16 protein-coding genes are annotated in these 18,539 nt (G+C 34.3%); 6 read left to right on the top strand and 10 right to left on the bottom strand.

Features of this window, described 5'->3' with window-relative positions:
- Positions 1–12: 12 nt before the first annotated feature.
- Together fbaA and RT228_RS08755 are read right to left on the bottom strand one after the other, a co-directional pair.
- Positions 13–1,080, bottom strand: coding sequence for a class II fructose-bisphosphate aldolase (fbaA, locus tag RT228_RS08760; protein ID WP_006257263.1), 1,068 nt, complete (start codon positions 1,078–1,080; stop codon positions 13–15).
- Positions 1,081–1,126: 46 nt separating this feature from the next.
- Complete coding sequence (locus tag RT228_RS08755) at positions 1,127–3,655, bottom strand: BamA/TamA family outer membrane protein (protein ID WP_006257262.1); 2,529 nt, start codon at positions 3,653–3,655, stop codon at positions 1,127–1,129.
- Positions 3,656–3,733: 78 nt separating this feature from the next.
- Here RT228_RS08755 and RT228_RS08750 point away from each other — a divergent pair, with 78 nt between their 5' ends.
- Positions 3,734–4,468, top strand: a complete 735-nt coding sequence (locus RT228_RS08750) for a TrmH family RNA methyltransferase (RefSeq protein ID WP_006257260.1) — start codon at positions 3,734–3,736, stop codon at positions 4,466–4,468.
- Between the two features lie 50 nt (positions 4,469–4,518).
- On the opposite strand, the gene RT228_RS08745 is transcribed toward RT228_RS08750, so the two are convergent.
- From RT228_RS08745 to RT228_RS08730, 4 genes are all read right to left on the bottom strand, one after another.
- The gene (locus RT228_RS08745; RefSeq protein ID WP_006257259.1) at positions 4,519–5,316 is read right to left on the bottom strand and encodes a porin family protein; all 798 of its coding nucleotides are present in this window, start codon (positions 5,314–5,316) and stop codon (positions 4,519–4,521) included.
- Position 5,317: 1 nt separating this feature from the next.
- The gene (gene ubiE / locus RT228_RS08740) at positions 5,318–6,046 is read right to left on the bottom strand and encodes a bifunctional demethylmenaquinone methyltransferase/2-methoxy-6-polyprenyl-1,4-benzoquinol methylase UbiE (RefSeq protein WP_006257258.1); all 729 of its coding nucleotides are present in this window, start codon (positions 6,044–6,046) and stop codon (positions 5,318–5,320) included.
- A 189-nt stretch (positions 6,047–6,235) separates the two neighbouring features.
- Positions 6,236–6,796, bottom strand: a complete 561-nt coding sequence (locus RT228_RS08735) for a GNAT family N-acetyltransferase (protein ID WP_006257257.1) — start codon at positions 6,794–6,796, stop codon at positions 6,236–6,238.
- 55 nt (positions 6,797–6,851) lie between these two features.
- Positions 6,852–8,300, bottom strand: coding sequence for an alanine/glycine:cation symporter family protein (locus tag RT228_RS08730; protein ID WP_006262853.1), 1,449 nt, complete (start codon positions 8,298–8,300; stop codon positions 6,852–6,854).
- Between the two features lie 288 nt (positions 8,301–8,588).
- Here RT228_RS08730 and RT228_RS08725 point away from each other — a divergent pair, with 288 nt between their 5' ends.
- A complete protein-coding gene (locus RT228_RS08725; RefSeq protein ID WP_286401725.1) occupies positions 8,589–9,080 on the top strand; it encodes a DinB family protein in 492 nt (163 codons plus the stop codon).
- A 61-nt stretch (positions 9,081–9,141) separates the two neighbouring features.
- On the opposite strand, the gene RT228_RS08720 is transcribed toward RT228_RS08725, so the two are convergent.
- The 4 genes from RT228_RS08720 to RT228_RS08705 all read right to left on the bottom strand — a co-directional run bounded on the left by RT228_RS08720 (position 9,142) and on the right by RT228_RS08705 (position 14,145).
- Entirely contained in the window at positions 9,142–9,669 is a 528-nt protein-coding gene (locus RT228_RS08720) for an inorganic diphosphatase (RefSeq protein WP_006257253.1), read from the bottom strand.
- An 83-nt stretch (positions 9,670–9,752) separates the two neighbouring features.
- Positions 9,753–12,242: a DUF5686 and carboxypeptidase-like regulatory domain-containing protein gene (locus tag RT228_RS08715; RefSeq protein ID WP_006257251.1), complete on the bottom strand. Its 2,490-nt coding sequence runs from the start codon at positions 12,240–12,242 to the stop codon at positions 9,753–9,755.
- 73 nt (positions 12,243–12,315) lie between these two features.
- Entirely contained in the window at positions 12,316–13,293 is a 978-nt protein-coding gene (locus RT228_RS08710) for a pyruvate dehydrogenase complex E1 component subunit beta (protein WP_006257250.1), read from the bottom strand.
- A 306-nt stretch (positions 13,294–13,599) separates the two neighbouring features.
- Complete coding sequence (locus RT228_RS08705; RefSeq protein ID WP_025125325.1) at positions 13,600–14,145, bottom strand: GNAT family N-acetyltransferase; 546 nt, start codon at positions 14,143–14,145, stop codon at positions 13,600–13,602.
- A gap of 162 nt (positions 14,146–14,307) precedes the next feature.
- On the opposite strand from RT228_RS08705, the gene RT228_RS08700 reads away from it, so the two are divergent.
- The 4 genes from RT228_RS08700 (at position 14,308) to RT228_RS08685 (ending at position 18,529) form a co-directional block, all read left to right on the top strand.
- Positions 14,308–15,144 (top strand): AraC family transcriptional regulator, encoded by an 837-nt coding sequence (locus RT228_RS08700; RefSeq protein ID WP_006257248.1) that lies wholly within the window; start codon positions 14,308–14,310, stop codon positions 15,142–15,144.
- 909 nt (positions 15,145–16,053) lie between these two features.
- The gene (locus tag RT228_RS08695) at positions 16,054–16,800 is read left to right on the top strand and encodes an electron transfer flavoprotein subunit beta/FixA family protein (protein WP_016650206.1); all 747 of its coding nucleotides are present in this window, start codon (positions 16,054–16,056) and stop codon (positions 16,798–16,800) included.
- Between the two features lie 36 nt (positions 16,801–16,836).
- Positions 16,837–17,805 carry an electron transfer flavoprotein subunit alpha/FixB family protein gene (locus RT228_RS08690; protein WP_006257246.1) on the top strand — a complete coding sequence of 323 codons (969 nt, stop codon included), beginning with the start codon at positions 16,837–16,839 and terminating at the stop codon, positions 17,803–17,805.
- Between the two features lie 91 nt (positions 17,806–17,896).
- Entirely contained in the window at positions 17,897–18,529 is a 633-nt protein-coding gene (locus RT228_RS08685) for a bifunctional nuclease family protein (RefSeq protein ID WP_016650207.1), read from the top strand.
- The last annotated feature ends 10 nt before the right edge of the window (positions 18,530–18,539 follow it).

Genomic DNA, 18,539 nt, shown 5'->3' with positions numbered 1-18,539 from the left:
GCAAGGGGGGAATTATAACGTATTTACGTTATTTAAATCTTCAAAAGCTTGTTCTAAGCGAGCGATTAAAGTCAATTCTCCTTGTCTAACCCACGCTCTTGGATCATAATATTTCTTGTTTGGAATATCTGAACCGTCAGGGTTACCTATTTGAGTTTTTAAATAGTCTATTTTTGAAGACATATAGTCTCTGATTCCCTCTGTGTAAGCAAATTGTGTATCTGTATCGATATTCATCTTGATTACACCGTAACTAATAGCTTCTCTAATTTCTTCTAAAGAAGAACCTGATCCACCATGGAATACGAAATCAACAGGATTGTGTCCTAAGTTGTGTTTCTTCGCTACGTATTCTTGAGAGTTTTTAAGAATGATAGGAGTCAGTTTTACATTACCTGGCTTGTATACACCGTGTACGTTTCCGAAAGAAGCAGCGATTGTAAATCTAGGGCTTACTTTAGATAATTCTTCATAAGCGTAATCTACTTCATCAGGTTGCGTATATAATCTAGATGAATCTACATCCGTATTATCTACTCCATCTTCTTCTCCTCCTGTGATTCCTAATTCTATTTCTAATGTCATACCTAGTTTGTCCATGCGCTCTAAGTATTGTTTAGAAATCTCAATATTTTCTTTAATAGGCTCCTCTGATAAGTCAATCATGTGTGAACTAAATAGAGGTTTACCATATTGTTTCATATGTTCTTCACCAGCATCTAATAAGCCATCTATCCAAGGTAATAGTTTTTTTGCACAGTGGTCTGTATGTAGAATAACAGCTACTCCATAAGCTTCTGCTAATGCATGTACATGTTTTGCTCCTGCAATAGCTCCTATGATAGCTGATTTTTGATTCTCATTAGACAACCCTTTACCTGCCATAAAAGATGCTCCTCCATTTGAAAACTGAATAATCACTGGAGAATTTAATTTAGCAGCAGTTTCTAATACAGCATTGATAGTACTTGAACTAGTTACATTTACTGCTGGTAGTGCAAAACCTTTTTCTTTTGCATATCTAAAAATCTCTTGAACTTGGTCGCCAAAAGCAACTCCTGGTTTAATATTATGAGCCATAGTTGTGTGTTTAAATTTTGTACAAAAATACTAATTATTATTTGAATTAGAATGGATAATTAATTCCAACGTTTAAGACTGATTCTTTTAAGCTAAACTCCTTGAACCATTTTTGTCCTTTATCTTGTGCAGGATTATATGTTTTGAATCCCATATCTAATCTGAATACAAAGAAACTAAAATCATATCTCAATCCTAATCCCGATGCTACTGCCATATCTTTTAATGAAGAAATGCCGTTAAAGGTATAGGTATTATCTTTAATATCATCAAATACGTTCCAAATATTTGAGGCATCTACGAAAAGTGCTCCATACCATTTCCCTCCTATGTTAAAACGATACTCAGTACTGAAGAACAATTTCATATTCGCTTCGTTAAAGTCATTGATACCTCCACTTTGCCCAGGACCTAATCGGTAAGATTGCCATCCTCTATTGTCATTTGATCCTCCTGAATAATAACTCCTTGTGAATGGAATGGAATTGGAGTTGCCATAAGGTACTGCTAGACCAGCGAAAGCACGCATTGCAACAACACGTTTTTTGCCTAGATCAAAGTATTTAACGAAGTCTACCTCTGTTTTTACATATTGAGAAAACTCTACATCCATTATTGTTTTTTTTCCTGTTGGTCCTATTTTAGAACTTGTATTTTGCATTAATAAGTTCATAAGACCACCTGCAGACTCTACTTTAGCTTTTAGCGTATAGAAGCTGTTATCTAATAGATTAGTTCTAGTCGTATTCGTAAAAGTGATATTACTCGCTATAATTAAGTTGTTTTCAGATAGGCGTATACGTCTTTCTTCTATACTTCTTATCTCTTGATGATCTTGAGCAGAGATACCTAGAGGATTATTTGTATCTAGAGCATCTTTTATAAATAGATTACTTCCTCCTTCAGCTATCGTTAGATTTCCATTCTGATCATAATAGTCTGGATTGATAGTAGTATAGTTTTTAGACAGGTCATTTAATCTAGTATAAGATGATTTATAAACACTGAAGTAATTACTAGGGTTGGTATTTCTAATGTATTGTATATTAGCTAAATCCACACTAAAGCTATTCCTTCTTGATGGTAGCCACGTATAGTTTATAATAGCTGTTAAACTGTTTTTGTCTAGCCCAATATTTTTCTGTTTAGTATGCCCAAAGCTCATAGAAGTTGTTGGTAACATACTTTTAGGAATTAATCTATCCGTATTTATTGGAAATAATAGTCGTGGAAAAGTTAGTTTAACATCTCCACCATATTCTGTTACATTGAAGAACACATCATTAGGGTTGCTCATTTGGCGAGAAGAACCTAATGATCCTTTTAAGTTGATTTCTAATATCTCAGCTCCTCTAAAAACATTTCTGAACAGTAACCCCATACTACCACCAATACCAAAATCTTGAATATTCGAGTGAGTAACATCAAATGATGGGTTGAAAGTCATCTTTTTACGAGATGTTAGGTAGATATTACTGATTAATGATTGTCCAGTAGTATCTCTTTTATCTTCTACATATTCTATAACAGGATAGTTAAAAGTACGTAAATTACTGATAGAGCGAGAGGTTAATACTCTTCTGAAGTCACTAAAAGTACTTCCTTTTGTTATAAATATAGCATCTGTAAGTGCCTTTGGCTTATACTGAAGTTTTGTAGAACTATAAATATTAAAGTTGTTATAGTGAACACTATCTAAGACGTATTCTTTGTTTTTAGAACTATTATCTGTGAAGATATTTACGTCGCTAATCGTATATATTTTAAACGGAACTTCTTTTAATGAATCCCCTGACTTTACTGTTCTAGGATCAATGATTAATTCTATATTCGCTCTGTTTTTTTTATTGATAATAGTATCTACTTCATAGCGAATATTTAATTCTTGAAAATGATACGCACCATTATCTCTAAAGTCTGTAGCTAATCTTTTTCGTTCTTCTTCGAAGTTTTTAACATCAAATACAGTATTGCTCTTGATTTTTGATTTTGATAGAGACTTAAGGTATAGATCTTCTAAAGCTTTCGTACTGATATTAGCGTTAATACTATCTATTACATACGGTTCTCCTGTAGTAATGCTATATGTGTTTTTTACTTTTTTTACTCCAGTGGTATCTAACTGAGTTGTAATTTTTGTATCAAAAAAACCTTTGTTGAAATAGTAGTTTTTTAGACGAATCTTAGATTTGTTTGTTCTCAGGCTATCGTATAAAGCAGGTGCTTCTCCTGTTTTTAATAGGAAGTTATTAATCCCAGATATAATAAAAGACTCTCCTAATCGGTCAACTTGTTTCTTAGAAAGAACACTCTCCATTACCTTTTCTTTACCAGGGTTTTCTTTTAACCATATTTGATATAGTGAATCAGCATTTGGCTTTGCCAGATTGTACAGATATAGTCTTAACCTCATATTAGTCATGGGAAAAGTGCTGTTCGGGTGTTGGTATAGCTGCGCCATAACCTCTTCTTTAGATATTTTTTTACCATTTTCGAGAATGGTATTATCCATTAATAGAGCACGGTCGTTTGGAACCTGCTCCGTGATAGAGCATGCAAAAAAACTTATGCTCATTAATAGAAATAGTAGTATTTTTGGTAAAAATCTGCTCAAAGTAGTATAGTCAATTTTCAGTCAAAAATACAGTTTTTTATGGTTACGAAAAACCAAATCAAATTAATTAAGAGTTTACATCAGAAAAAATATAGAAAAGAACACCAACTTTTTATTGCAGAAGGAGTTAAGGTGGTTGGAGAATTAGTGAAGTCTTCGTTGGTTTTAGAGCACATATATTGTACAGAAGAACTGAAGTTTAATGTTCCTCAGTCGAAGGTTTCTATTGTCAGTAAAGAAGATTTAAAAAAGATGTCTGCGCTGAGTACGACTTCTAATTGTTTGGCTGTATTTCATTGCACGGAACAAGAGTCTGTAGATTATAGTGATCTTATCGTTGCTTTAGATGATATTAGAGATCCAGGTAATCTAGGGACTATTATACGATTATGCGATTGGTTTGGGATCAAGCATATTATTTGTACCAGTGAGACAGTAGATGTCTATAATCCTAAAGTGGTACAGGCTACAATGGGGTCAATTGCTCGTGTTAATCTTGTATATGGAGAGTTACCAGAATTAATTAGAGCAGGAGGGGAGCTTCCTATTTATGGTACTTTTATGGATGGAGATAATATCTATCAGAAAACAGTGGCGAATAAAGGAATTATCATCATGGGAAATGAAGCTAATGGTATTTCGAATGTTATTGAAAATTTAGTAACAGAAAGAGTAGCGATTCCTCGTTATGGAAATTTACAACAGACAGAAAGTTTAAATGTTGCCATGGCAGCCTCTATTGTACTAAGCGAATTTAGAAGACATAATTTTTAAGCATATAAAAAAAGGGAACTTAAGTAAGTTCCCTTTTTTTATATCTGTTTTTAATGAAAGGTAAAGTTGACAAATATCCCTCTAGATTTCATTGATTCTATATTTCCAGTCCATGGACTTTGCGCATTTTTATCTCTGATTAATTCATCATTAATTCCAAATACCCCTCTAATAGAAGGAGAAAATTTAAAATATTCAAAATAAAAGTCGATACCTACCCCTATTTCGTAGTTAGCTGTAAGCTTCTCTACTCGCCAGACTCCCTCATAGTTATCGCTATCTACTTTATTATTACTTCCTAAGTTTAAGTCCAAAGAAAAACCTCCTAAGACATAAGGACGTATATTTCCAGTTCTCAGAGCAGAGAATTTTAATAATAAAGGGAAGTGTAGGTATGTAGCACTAGTTGACTTGACCGAAGAACTGTTTAATTCATATTCAGAAGGTTCTGGATTATTGTGCTGTGTAGCATAATAATCATAGATAAGCGCTCTAGGGAAAGACAATTCTCTTTTTGCATATGTTAGTCCTGGCTCAAAGCGCAAGTCTAAATGCTCCATGATACGCAAGTTCCCAACAAGTCCTACATTAAATCCCATAGAAGACTTTACTTGTATTTCAGTATAGTCATTTGGGTATTTTTCTTTTAATGCTTGTAGCTTGTGATAATAGTCTGCATTATAATCAAACTTGTAATTGTATGAATTGACTCCTAAGTAATAGCCCCAATGGACACGCTGTTTGTCCCAATCTCTTTTGTTAAGCATCGGGTTTCTACCAAATATCCATTGCCCATAAGACTGTGAGCTAACGAATAGGATTAAAAAAAATACAATTAGTCTTTTCATATTATTTTGAAGATGAATATATCGTAGCAATTCCCATCGTTTGTGGAAGATGCTTTACATCTTTAAACCCAACTTTTCTTAAAATATTGTTTAAAGCTTCTCCAAAAGGGAAGTTTTTTGCAGAGTCAGATAAATATTTATAAGCTTTTTGGTCTTTAGAGAACAATTTACCCATGAACGGCATTACATTCTGCGTATAGAAGAAATATCCTTGTTTAAATGGGAATTTAGTAGGAACAGAAGTTTCTAGAATAACGAATATTCCTCCAGGTTTTAATACGCGAAGTATTTCTGACAATCCTTTTTCTAAGTCTTCGAAGTTTCTAATACCAAAACCTACTGTGATAGCATCAAAAGTATTGTCTGCAAATGGCAAGTTTTCTGAGTCTCCTTGTACCATTTCGATTCTATTATCTAAGTTTAACGCTTTGATTTTTTGTTTACCTACTTCTAGCATTCCAGCGGATAAATCTAGTCCAGTGATTTTAGTAGCTTCTGTTTTAGATAGCAGAATAGCTAAATCACCAGTACCAGTAGCAATGTCTAATATTGTAGTTGGTTTTTGTTCAGATACTAACTTTAATACCTTACGTCTCCATCCTTGATCAGTACCAAGAGAAATCATTCTATTTAAGTTATCATAATTGCCAGAAATAGTATCAAACATTTGTTCGACTTGTTGTTTCTTGCCTAATTCAGATCCTTCGTATGGAGTAATATTTTTTGACATTGTATTTTATTTTTGACAAATATAATTATTAAAAGCCAAATGAGAAGTTTCGTTTTGTGTCAAAATGAAGAATAAATGCTTTTTAAATAAGGAAGTAGATAAAGACAATGATCTATTGTCTAAAACAAAGAATAGGGGATCTGAAAAAAAAGAAAACCTGAACACATGCTCAGGTTTATCTGTATGAGGTTAGATATACATGTGGTAGTATTCACCACCTGCAAACTCTAGTTGATTTCCTTGTTTAAATCCTAGTCGAGAATAAAGCTTCATTGCACTAGGGTTTTCTAAATCTACAATTAGTCCTACTTGTTTATGACCTTGTGACTTAGCATAGTCTACAGCATGTTTCAGTAAGTGGCTACCTACTCCTTTACCTTGTACTTTAGGAGATACAGCTACAGTGTCTAAGTAATATTCTCCACCAGTGGTTTCTGGTTCAGGTATCATGTCATTATTATACTGTTGCTTCATTAGGTCTAGTACAGGCTCTCTTAACGTGATAAAGTCATCTCCGTTATATCCAGTTATAGAACCTACGATATCACCCTCTTCATCTATCGCTACGAAAGTGTTTTCATAACTATATAAGTTCCCCGGTTTACGGAACATAATAGTTAGAAAGTTAATGGCTTCTTCGATGTCTTCTTTTTGGATAAATGTGAAGACAATATCTTCCATTGCTTGTAGCATTAATTCTGGAACTACGTCGTAATCTTCTCTTTTTGCAGGTCTAATTGTATAATGCATTTTTCTTAATTTGAATTAGTACAAAGGTAAGAAAGTTTAAGAGAACTCGTGATTATTACTGATGTGCTCTTCGTTCATTTATTTTATCCCATTCCTCAGAAGCATTCTCTATACCTATTTTACTAGGTTCGAACACAGGATCTTTTCCTTCTTTGCGTTGTGCTACATAATCTTTTAAAGCCTTTAATGCTGGTTTTCTTAGGATAAAGATAGCGATGATATTAATCCATGCCATAGCTCCTACACCGATATCACCGATTCCCCATGCTATACTTGGTTCACTAGTAGAGGCAAAGAATACAATGCTTAATATGATGATACGCATGATCCATCTTAGGATAATGTTTTTCTTTTTACTTAAGTATTCGAAGTTTGATTCAGCGATGAACACATAAGACATAGCTGTAGTGATAGCAAAGAAAGTTAGTGCTATAGCAATGAATTGAGAAGCGAATACAGGAAAGTGTGTTGCCACTGCTTTTACCGTATAAGCAGCTCCAGCTTCTACACCGGGCATATTTTCTACTATATAAGTCCCTGATTCATCTATCACGTTATACGAATTTGTAAATAAGATCATTAAGGCTGTTGCTGTACATACGAATAAGGTATCTACATAAACAGAGAAAGCTTGTACTAATCCTTGTTTTACAGGATGAGATGTCTCAGAGGCAGCTGAAGCGTGTGGTGCTGTACCTTGCCCAGCCTCATTAGAATATATACCTCTTTTTACACCCCATGCGATTGCAGCACCGAAGACTCCACTAAAAGCAGACTCTAAGTTAAAGGCAGATTTAAATATTAAAGCAAAGATGTGTGGTACCTCTTGTATGTTTAACCCTATAATAATGACAGCCATGATAATATATGCACTAGCCATAAAAGGTACAATGATCTGAGCAATTAATCCCATTTTCTTCGCTCCACCAAATACTGCAAATCCTAAGAATAAACAAATAGCAATACCACTAACCCATGTAGGGATAGAGAAAGCTGAATGCATACTTACGGCGATACTATTACTTTGGATACTCGGTAAGAATAGACCACAACTGATTAAAGTTACGATAGAGAAGAATAGGGCAAATGCTTTACTCTTCATTCCTTTTTCGATGTAGAAGGCTGGACCTCCTACGTATTGACCATTTTTATCTACTTTGTAAATTTGTGCTAATGTAGATTCTATAAAAGCAGATGCACTTCCTAAGAAGGCAATAGCCCACATCCAGAAGATAGCTCCAGGACCTCCGGCAGCGATAGCGGTAGCTACTCCTACGATATTACCTACTCCTACACGTCCAGCGATAGCCATACTAAAGGCTTGAAATGGGCTTACCCCTTTATCGGAAGAACCTTCTGTAAAAAGTAATTTCACCATATGGCGAAAGTATCTGATCTGTATAAATCCTGTTGTAATCGTAAAATAAAGTCCTACTAATAGACAGAGTGCAATAAAAATGTTAGACCAAATTAAGTCATTTAGTAATTTAATAATTTCTTCCATTGTGTTGTTTGTGCTTTTTGTTGTGTGTGTTTGTAGTACATCTCTTTGTTATTAAGTAGAGATATGCTTGTTTTATATTTGTGGAAATTAAGAAAATTTTAAGTATTGAAAGGTGTTAAAATTATCTTTTTTTAAATTTAAAATCATTCTTTCTAAATCTTACTTTATTTATGAAGCTATTTCGGTGAAGTATTGTGTTTTTGTTTGTAAAAAATATCGATAACTAATGAAGACATTTTTTAACTTTGGATAGACAAATAACCAGACTAAACCTTATAAATAAACTCTATGTCACACACAGATTACATTCGACGTTCAGAAGGATTGCCTTTAGAAGAGATATTATTAGCTTGTATCCCTATTGTCTTAGAGGTAATGGATAAAGTAACCTTACAACATAAATGGGATTATGCTTATGCAGAAGGGAAGTGGACGGTAAAGGAACTGATACAGCATCTGATAGACTGTGAACGTATATTTAGTTATCGTGCCTTGCATATCGCACGTCAGGACACAAGTGTCTTAAGTGGATTTGATGAGAATCTGTATGTAGATAATTCAAAAGGGGAATGTAAAGAACCTCAAGATTTAAGAGAAGAATATATCACACTGATGAAGAGTGTGTATTATCAGTTTAAAGGTTTTACAACAGAAGCTTTAGCTTTAAAAAACCAAATGGCTCATTATGTACTCTCTGTAGAAGAGATCGGTAGGCTTAACTATGGTCATACTTTACACCATATAGATATCTTATTAGAAAGATATTTAGATAAAAAATAATTAAGTAGTAGATATAAAAGAAGAGAGCCACTCATTTGAGTGGCTCTCTTACTATATTTTATTAGTAACGGATGCTGAATAAACCTTCAGCTTTGTTTTCTAATTTTTCAAAACGCTCAGTACATTCTTTGATTAGTTGAACAGCAGCTGCTTTATCTCCAAAACCATCAGTTGTAACTGTTTTGTTTTCTAAGTCTTTGTATACTTTGAAGAAGTGTTCTACTTCTTTTTTGAAGTGCTCGTTTACATCTTGAATATCGTTTAGTTTATTCATGATTGGATCAGATACAGGTACACATAAGATTTTTTCATCTTGTCCTTTATCATCAGCCATATAGAAAACACCTACAGGTTTTACCTCTACTACCATTCCTGGAAGAGATGGCTCAGTGAACATTACAAGTACGTCTAGAGGATCTCCATCTAAAGCTAATGTTTCTGGAATGAATCCGTAATCAGCTGGATATCTCATGTTAGAATATAAAAGACGGTCAAAACGCAATCTTTTTAAATCAAAATCATACTCATATTTGTTTCTGCTGCCTGCTGGAATCTCAACAAATGCATCAAAAGTTTCGAATGTATTCATATTTTTTTATTTAAATCTTATTTCTAAAAATCGTGTGCAAAAGTACTCTAATTACTTGTTTATAACAAGTTTTAGATTAATTATTAGAAATAAATTCCGAAAGATCCTCTAATAGCAAACTTTCTAGCGTCAGGCATATCTAGGTAATTTCCTCTCCAACTTAAATCAAGTCTAAAGATTTTAAATATATTACCTACACCTATATAATATTCATAATACACATCACTAGGTGCCTTGTATTGTAGTCCTGATGCATTTAAATCGATGTTCTCTTGTGAGACCTTTCCGTATATTCCTCTAACTCCTACGATCTCACGTAAATTGAAATCTCTTAACCATGGAATACGAGAGAATAAACGACCTCCAAAATTGTGCTCTAAATGTAATGATGCATATTGATCTGTAACAAATTCGTAGTAGTTTAAGTTCGCAAACGTATTTTCGATATTAAACCACGACTGGTTACCAGGTACAACACTTAATAACCCTAGAGGTACTTCTCCGAATGTCTTCCCTGCTTCGAATGTAGGTGTCAATGTACCAAAACCTCCTAACAATAATGGTTTTCTAGCATAGAATTGAACTTTTTTATACTCGAAGTCACTATCTATTACACCTTTGAACCCTTGTGTATACTTTAAGAACATACGTAGGTATTTTTTATCTACATCTGTTCTATCTACACCGTATCCTATTGTTTTTCGTTTAGGTGTATATTCGGCAGTTAGGTTAAACTCAGACTGTTTTGTTTCGTTAGCGATGATATTATTCTCTTTATCCTCGTAGTAGTCTAGGTTAAATAAGTCTGATGCCGCTCTTAGTGTTCTATAATTAAACGAAGTACTAAACTTTAAGTTCTTGACAGGTTCTATTTCTAAACCTACTGTAGAAAGATTAATTTTAGTCAATTTCGTATTATCTCCACTCGCAAATAAAGAGTTCGAAGCAAAACTTCTTCCCAATACATCATTTGTCTCTGTAAGACTTACACCTATTTGCTCTATATCTCTACGGTTTCCTCCGAATAAGATTAATCTACTATCGTTGTGCAATAGTACTTTAGCACTTACGCCATATTTAAACTGATTATCTTTAAATCCGTATGCACCATATCCTTCTAATCTCCATCTGTCATTCGGACCAAAGTAAGTTCTTCCACCAGCACGCAAACGCAACCCTTCAATATCGTTATATCCAAAAGTAGAAAAGATAGGTCCGTAGTCAAATTTATACTTATCGATATTGTAGTAGTTACTCGCTATAGTAGATGATAGATCAAATAGGAACTTAAACTTAGGTACTGTTTTTAATGTATCTAGCATTTTATAGATTCCTAGTTCGTCTTTACTTAATGATTCAAAGCGATAACTTTTCCAGAAGTCTTCATCTCTTTTATAGATTCCTTCATCATATACATTCACATTCTTTTGATAGAATTCATCAGGATGCTCTATATCAAATTTGTGATGTTTATAGATAGAAGTACGCTTACCATAGACCCCTTTAGACTTCTCTCTTTTAGAAAGGGCAAAGTCAGACATGAAGTGATCTTTAGTCAATAGGAATACAGAATCATTTAGAACATCGAATTCTTGCTCTATATAAATCTCTTTAACCCAGTTAATATTTGCATCTCTACTCGCTTCCATATTAATTTTCTTGATTGCGAATGTAGAGTCGTTCACCCAGAAGTCTCCTTTGAATGTTAGTTCTCCTTTACGTCTAGGGTAGTATACGATATTAAAACACCATTTATCATCTATATAAGCACTATCTGCTAGTACATAGTTATACACATTAATACCTGTACGAGATAGTGGACTGACGAAGTCTTTATCGAATATCTTGATATAATTGTTGTAGATATTATACTCAGCGTATAGGTCTTTAACGAATTCGATAATATGTTGATTCGTATCAAAACCTGAGTTTTTGTTTCCTAAGGTTTTTTCGATTTTCTTACCGTTTCTATTATCACCATATACCTGACCTATATTTTCATTGATAAAAATAGGTAGGTATGTCTTCCCTGTAATGCGGTTGGTGTCTACTTGTTCGAAGATGAACTCCATACCTCTGAATAGTTTTTTCTTCTGGTATGCGCTATCTATACTGTTTAAGTCAAACTCTACTTTTTCGTATTTATCATACTCGTATTGAGAGAACATATATAAACCATTCTTGCGTTTACGCTCCCATATTTTACGTAGAATATCTAAGGCAGGGTTATTCTTCTTAGAAGTTTTACCAGCATAGATTTTAACTTCATCTAAGGTGTTGTCATCTTGTAGAACGACTTTTAGATCTAGATTTGTTTTTCCCTCTAACGGAATTTCAAGTGTTTTATAACCCACGAAAGATACCACTAGGGTAGTATAGGTCTTGGTAGACTCTAAGTAGAACTTACCAGATTCATTAGCAATAACTCCGTCAGTAGAGTTTTTAAAGTAAACGCTAGCAAATGGCACCTCTAAGTTGTTTTCGTCAATTATTTTCCCACTTACTTTGGTTTGTCCCCAACTAAATGCTGAAACGAGTAGAAATAATAATAGAAACTTAACTTTATTTTTCATAGTAAAGTAGTATTCATAAAAAAAGACTCCATCTTAGCATAAGATGGAGTCTATCAAATATACGTTATTTTTTTTACTTGTAAAGTACTTTTTTTACAGCTTTCACTACATCGTTAGCGTTAGGTAGCCACTCTTGTAGTAATACTGGAGAATATGGTGCTGGTGTATCAGCAGTCGTGATTCTTTGGATAGGAGCGTCTAAATGATCGAATGCTTGCTCTTGTACCATATAAGTAATTTCAGAAGAAATACTTCCAAATGGCCAAGCCTCCTCTAGAATTACTAGACGATTTGTTTTCTTTACAGATTTAAGAATAGCCTCTTGATCTAATGGACGTACAGTACGCAAGTCAATAATTTCACAAGAGATACCTTCTTGAGCTAGTTCATCAGCAGCTTTATAAGCTTCTTTGATGATTTTACCAAAAGAAACGATAGTTACATCAGTACCTTCTCTCTTAATATCAGCTACTCCTAATGGGATAGTGTATTCTCCTTCTGGCACTTCACCTTTATCACCATACATTTGCTCAGATTCCATGAAGATAACAGGGTCATTATCACGGATAGCCGCTTTTAATAATCCTTTACAGTCATATACGTTAGATGGTACTACTACTTTTAATCCAGGTACATTAGCATACCAGTTTTCAAAAGCTTGTGAGTGAGTTGCACCTAATTGTCCTGCAGATGCAGTAGGTCCACGGAATACGATAGGAATATTAAATTGACCACCAGACATCTGACGCATCTTAGCAGCATTGTTTATAATTTGGTCGATTCCTACTAAAGAGAAGTTGAAAGTCATAAACTCAACGATAGGACGGTTACCATTCATTGCAGATCCAACTGCAATACCAGCAAATCCTAACTCTGCAATCGGAGCATCGATAACACGTTTTGGACCGAATTCGTCCAACATACCTTTAGAAGCTTTATAAGCACCGTTATATTCAGCTACTTCTTCACCTATTAAATATATTGATTCGTCGCGACGCATTTCTTCGCTCATCGCTTCACACACGGCCTCTCTAAATTGAATCGTTCTCATAATTTTCTATTTTGTGTAATTAATTTACGAAAGCAAAAATAGGAAAAAATATCTTTATCTTGAGTATCTGTTTTATTGTTTTATAGGTTTTAATCTTATGCGTCCTCTTTTATTATATTTTTTATAACCTACTTTATTTCTGATTTACAATTCTTTAATATTATACGCCTTTAGTTGAAGGTGTTGTAGTATTTTAGCTTTTATAGTTTATCGTTGTATCGTTGAGGTTTCTTAACTCATGGTGTTACGCCATCTCTATGTGCCCAATCAAAAGAAACCCTCCTATAGAGATAGAAGGGTGAAGTGTTATTGCTGAGATTGTAACCAGTCTTCGTATTTTAATCTAGTGATTACTTCGATACGGTCGTCTTTAAAGTATTTGTCATATCTGTTTTCTGATTTATAAGCGAATGTAAATCCACATTTTGATTGTGCACGTAGTGATTTAGCGTTTTCTTCATAGAATCCACACCAGAGGTCTACGATCTTTAGGTCTACAAATGCGTGTTTGATTAATCGCTCAAGTGCCTCTGGGATATAGCCTTTGCCCCAGTGTGGTACACCTACCCAGTAGGCTACTTCTGCTTCGTTTTCAGAAATGTCAAAGTTGCTGTTTTTTCCGATTAACAAACCAATACATCCTATCGCTTCATTAGTGTCTTTTAGAGCTACGGCGTATATCTCTGGGTGTGCAAATTCGTTGTTGATTACTGCTTTACTTTCTTCTACACTTTTATGGGCTGGCCAACCTGCTGCTGGACCTACTTGTTCGTCTTTTGCGTATAAGTATAAACTCTCTGCATCTGACTCTTCCCAAGGGCGCAAAATCAATCTTTCTGTTTCTAGTCTCATCTTCTTTTCATTTTTGTACTCTTGTTGAAAGTACTTGTTATTATTCTGATGCAAAAGTAGGGGTGTGCTTAGAATCTGGCTGTATGATTATTTTAGATAAAAATGTAATTTTAGAAAGTATTTTTGTTTATTTGTATGGTACTTTGATTTTATTCTGTATTTATGAAAAGTGTTTTGATAGATTTAAAGGAGCGTATCACTCTTAGTTTTGGGGTGGATTATGGCATTTGTACGAAAGAGAATCAGTTTGATTATCCTGTTGCTACCCCTTATTTATCGTTCTTTTTTGTAGAAGCTGGAAGGGCACTCATCAGTGTTGATTTTAAAGAGTATATACTGAGTAAGGGTAACTTTATTATCGTAGGAGAAGATAATATAGTCACCTTCAGAGAGATGTCAGAGGACTATAGGATGCATTGTTTTTTGATTCAGCGCGATTTCGCTAGTGAGATTGCTTATGTATTACCAAACGAATTGTTTAGTTACCTACATTATTTCCCAGTGCAATATTTTAGTGAAGAGAATATTAGGATTTATAATCACTGGCATTCTGTATCTCTTTATATGATAGAGCACACTTCTATACACACTAAGCGAATGCTGTGTAACCAATTTCAGATTTTGTTTTTAAATTTATCAGAGCAGGTTAACTATGATGAGTTAATTATAGAGAAACACTACAGTAGACAAGAGGAGCTATGCTGGAAGTTCTGGGATCTGATCACTCATCATGCTAAGCAGCATAGAGATGTCGCGTTCTATGCAGATACTTTATGTATTACACCTTATTATTTATCACAGATCACTCAGCAGTTCTTGAATTATAGCCCTAAAGAGCTTATTAATCGTCAAGTGGTATTAGAGATTAAAGATTACCTTCGCAATACGGATTTAAACATTAGCCAAATAGCCGAGCAGTTAAACTTTCAAGATCCTTCTTATATGGGGCGTTTCTTTAAGCGCGAGACAGGGGTAAATCCTCTGCAGTTTAGAAGATAGCTTTACTATTTTTTTGTTGGTGAAATATTAGTATATGTGATTAAATAATCAGTAGTTATCCTAGCTATGTACTATATATAGTTGTTCGAATTTCTCTACACTTTTTTTGTTCTTGTCCTTTTTTGGGACTAATAATGATACTAGAAGCTGTCTTTTTACATTGTTTTTTAGCCTAAATAGAGCTTTAATCCTTCTTTAAACGTTGTTTTAAGAAAAAAGTAGGTCTGCTTTTTTATTTTCATTTTATGAATTTTAAGGGTTAAGTGGTTGATTTTTAAGGTGCTGTTGTTTGTTGTCCTTTTTTTGTAGTTGGGTATTGAATAGCTTTCAAGCCAGTATATATAAGGCTTTGTGCTATCTTCTTCAACAGTTCGTCAAGACTTCTCCATGATTGCTCTAGTTAAGACGTTGTTTGTTGAAGGAATGTTGAAGAAGTGTTGTAGCGGTGTTGAAGAAGTAGAGAAAATTGTTGAGTTGTTTAAAAAGAATAGTGTTCTACTTAGATAGCTATTATAAGGGAGGTGATATTAGTGCTATAGGCATAGATTCAAATCTGAATTTGTCTGTGGTGATAACGTAATTCTGTTCGAGTATTAAGAGTAGAAGTGAAGGTGTCAAAAGATTATTTAACCAAATTCGTGTTAATTCTTTTATTAAAAGAGTTGTTATTAAAAGAGAAATAATAGGATAAGGACAGGAGTACCCTTACCATAAATAGGAAAGAAAAAGTTTGTATTTCAATATAATTAAGGGGTGTGGAGCATTATAAACGGGTAGAGGTAAAAGTTTGTTAATTAGAATCTATTTAAATAAGACTGATAATTTTATATGCACGCATAGTAAAATATCAAAAATAAATTCTTATTTTCGTTCGGTAAGTAAATGTGAAACACAAAAAACGATATAAAAATGAAAATATTAGTTTGCATCAGTCATGTGCCTGATACTACTTCAAAAATTAACTTCACGAATGGAGATACAACATTTGATACAAATGGAGTACAGTTTGTAATCAATCCTAATGACGAGTATTCTTTAACTAGAGCGATTTGGTTCAAAGAGAAACAAGGAGCTACAGTTACTGTAGTGAATGTAGGTGGACCTGATACTGAAGCTACGTTGCGTAAAGCATTAGCTATCGGAGCAGATGAAGCTATCCGTGTGAATGCTAATCCTACTGACGGAATGTTCGTAGCAAAACAATTAGCAGAAGTAGTAAAAAATGGAGGTTTTGACTTAGTATTAGCTGGTAAGGAATCTTTAGATTATAATGGTGGAATGGTACCAGGAATGCTAGCTGCATTCTTAGGATACGATTTCGTAAACTCATGTGAAGGGTTAGAAGTAGATGGTACTTCTGTGAAAGCGATTCGTCAGATAGACGGTGGTAAAGAGACTATCTCTGGAAAATTGCCATTAGTAATCGGAGGACAAAAAGGTATCGTAGATGAAAAAGACTTGCGCATTCCTAATATGCGTGGTATTATGTCAGCTAGAACAAAGGCTTTAGCTGTAGTAGAACCAGTAGGAGCAGAGGCAACTACTAAAGATGTGAAATTCGAAAAACCAGCTCCAAAATCAGCTTGTAAAATGATTTCACCTGATAACTTAGATGAGTTAATCAACTTGTTACACAACGAGGCAAAAGTTATCTAATTTCATTTATTTGTAAACCTTTAAAAAAGAAGAATTATGTCAGTTTTAATATATGCTGAATCAGCAGAAGGAAAATTTAAAAAAGTAGCATTAGAGTTAGCTTCTTATGCTAAAAAAGTAGCAGAGTCATTAGGAACAACTGTGACAGCTGTAACGATCAATGCTTCAGACGTAAGCGAATTAGGAAAATACGGTGTAGATAAAGTATTAAAAGTATCTAACGATAAGTTAGCTAACTTTAATGCTAAAGCTTATGCAGATGTAATCAAACAAGCAGCTGCTAAAGAAGGAGCTAAAGTAGTAGTATTATCTTCTACAACAGACAGTTTATACGCTGCTCCTTATGTAGCAGTAGCTCTAAACGCTGGATATGCTTCTAACGTGGTAGCTTTGCCAGAGAGTACTTCTCCTTTCGTAGTGAAGAGAAACTCTTTCTCTACTAAAGCATTTACACATACAGAATTAACTACAGATGTAAAAGTATTAGCATTAGCTAAGAACTCTTACGGACTAGTAGAGGCTTCTGGAGCTGCTGCAGCTGAGGATTTTGCACCATCGTTAAACGATGCTGACTTCAGCCTAAAAGTAGAAGGAGTAGAAAAAGTATCTGGAAAAGTAACTATCGCTGATGCTGATGTAGTAGTATCAGGAGGACGTGGATTAAAAGGACCAGAGAACTGGAAGATGATCGAAGACTTAGCAGAAGTATTAGGTGGAGCATTAGCTTGTTCTAAGCCTGTATCTGACTTAGGGTGGAGATCGCATGAAGAGCACGTAGGACAAACAGGTAAGCCTGTAGCTGCGAACTTATATATCGCTGTAGGTATCTCTGGAGCTATCCAACATATCGCAGGGGTGAACTCTTCTAAAGTAAAAGTAGCTATTAATACAGATGCGGAAGCACCATTCTTTAAAGTAGCTGATTATGGTATCGTAGGAGATGCATTCCAAGTAGTGCCTCAGTTAGTAGAGAAATTAAAAGAGTTTAAGGCTAAGAATGCATAAGCATTTTATAAGCTTTTAAATATATAAGGCAACTAAGACAAAGAATATTTATATCTTTGTTTTAGTTGCTTTTTTTGTATAAAAAATAATTATGAGTTTAATAAAATTAACGGTAAGTGGGATCTCTTATAGTCATACACAGAATGGTGCATATGCGCTTATACTAGAAGAAGAGGTAGGAAGTAGAAAATTACCTATCGTAATAGGAGCCTTTGAGGCTCAGTCTATTGCGATAGCGATAGAGGATGATATTAAACCACCTAGACCTCTGACTCATGACTTGTTTAAGACCCTAGCAGATCGATATAGTATCATAGTCAAAGAAGTTATCATTAACAGGCTATTAGATGGAGTTTTTTACTCTAGTCTAGTCTGTGTAAGAGATGGAGTAGAAGAGACGATAGATGCACGTACATCAGATGCGATAGCACTAGCAATACGCTTTTATGCCCCTATTTATACGTATAAAGATATTCTTGATAGAGCAGGTATCATCCTTAGTGCTGAGGTGGAAGAAGAGGAAGAAACAGTAGAAGAGCGTAGAGTACCACATTCAGGAGAGGACATTGCTTCTCAGGTAGAACAGTTTTTAGAAGAAGAGGCGAAGGCAAATGATTTTTCTAGTTATACTAAATCAGATCTAGAGAAGATGTTAGATGATGCTTTAGCAAGTGAGGACTATGAAAAGGCAGCTTTGCTAAGAGATGAGTTAAATAAAAGATAATAACCCTATA

Origin of the sequence: Myroides sp. (assembly GCF_032073645.1) — a bacterium.
Lineage (GTDB): Bacteria > Bacteroidota > Bacteroidia > Flavobacteriales > Flavobacteriaceae > Flavobacterium > Flavobacterium odoratimimum.
This window is presented reverse-complemented; position numbering and strand designations above follow the sequence as displayed.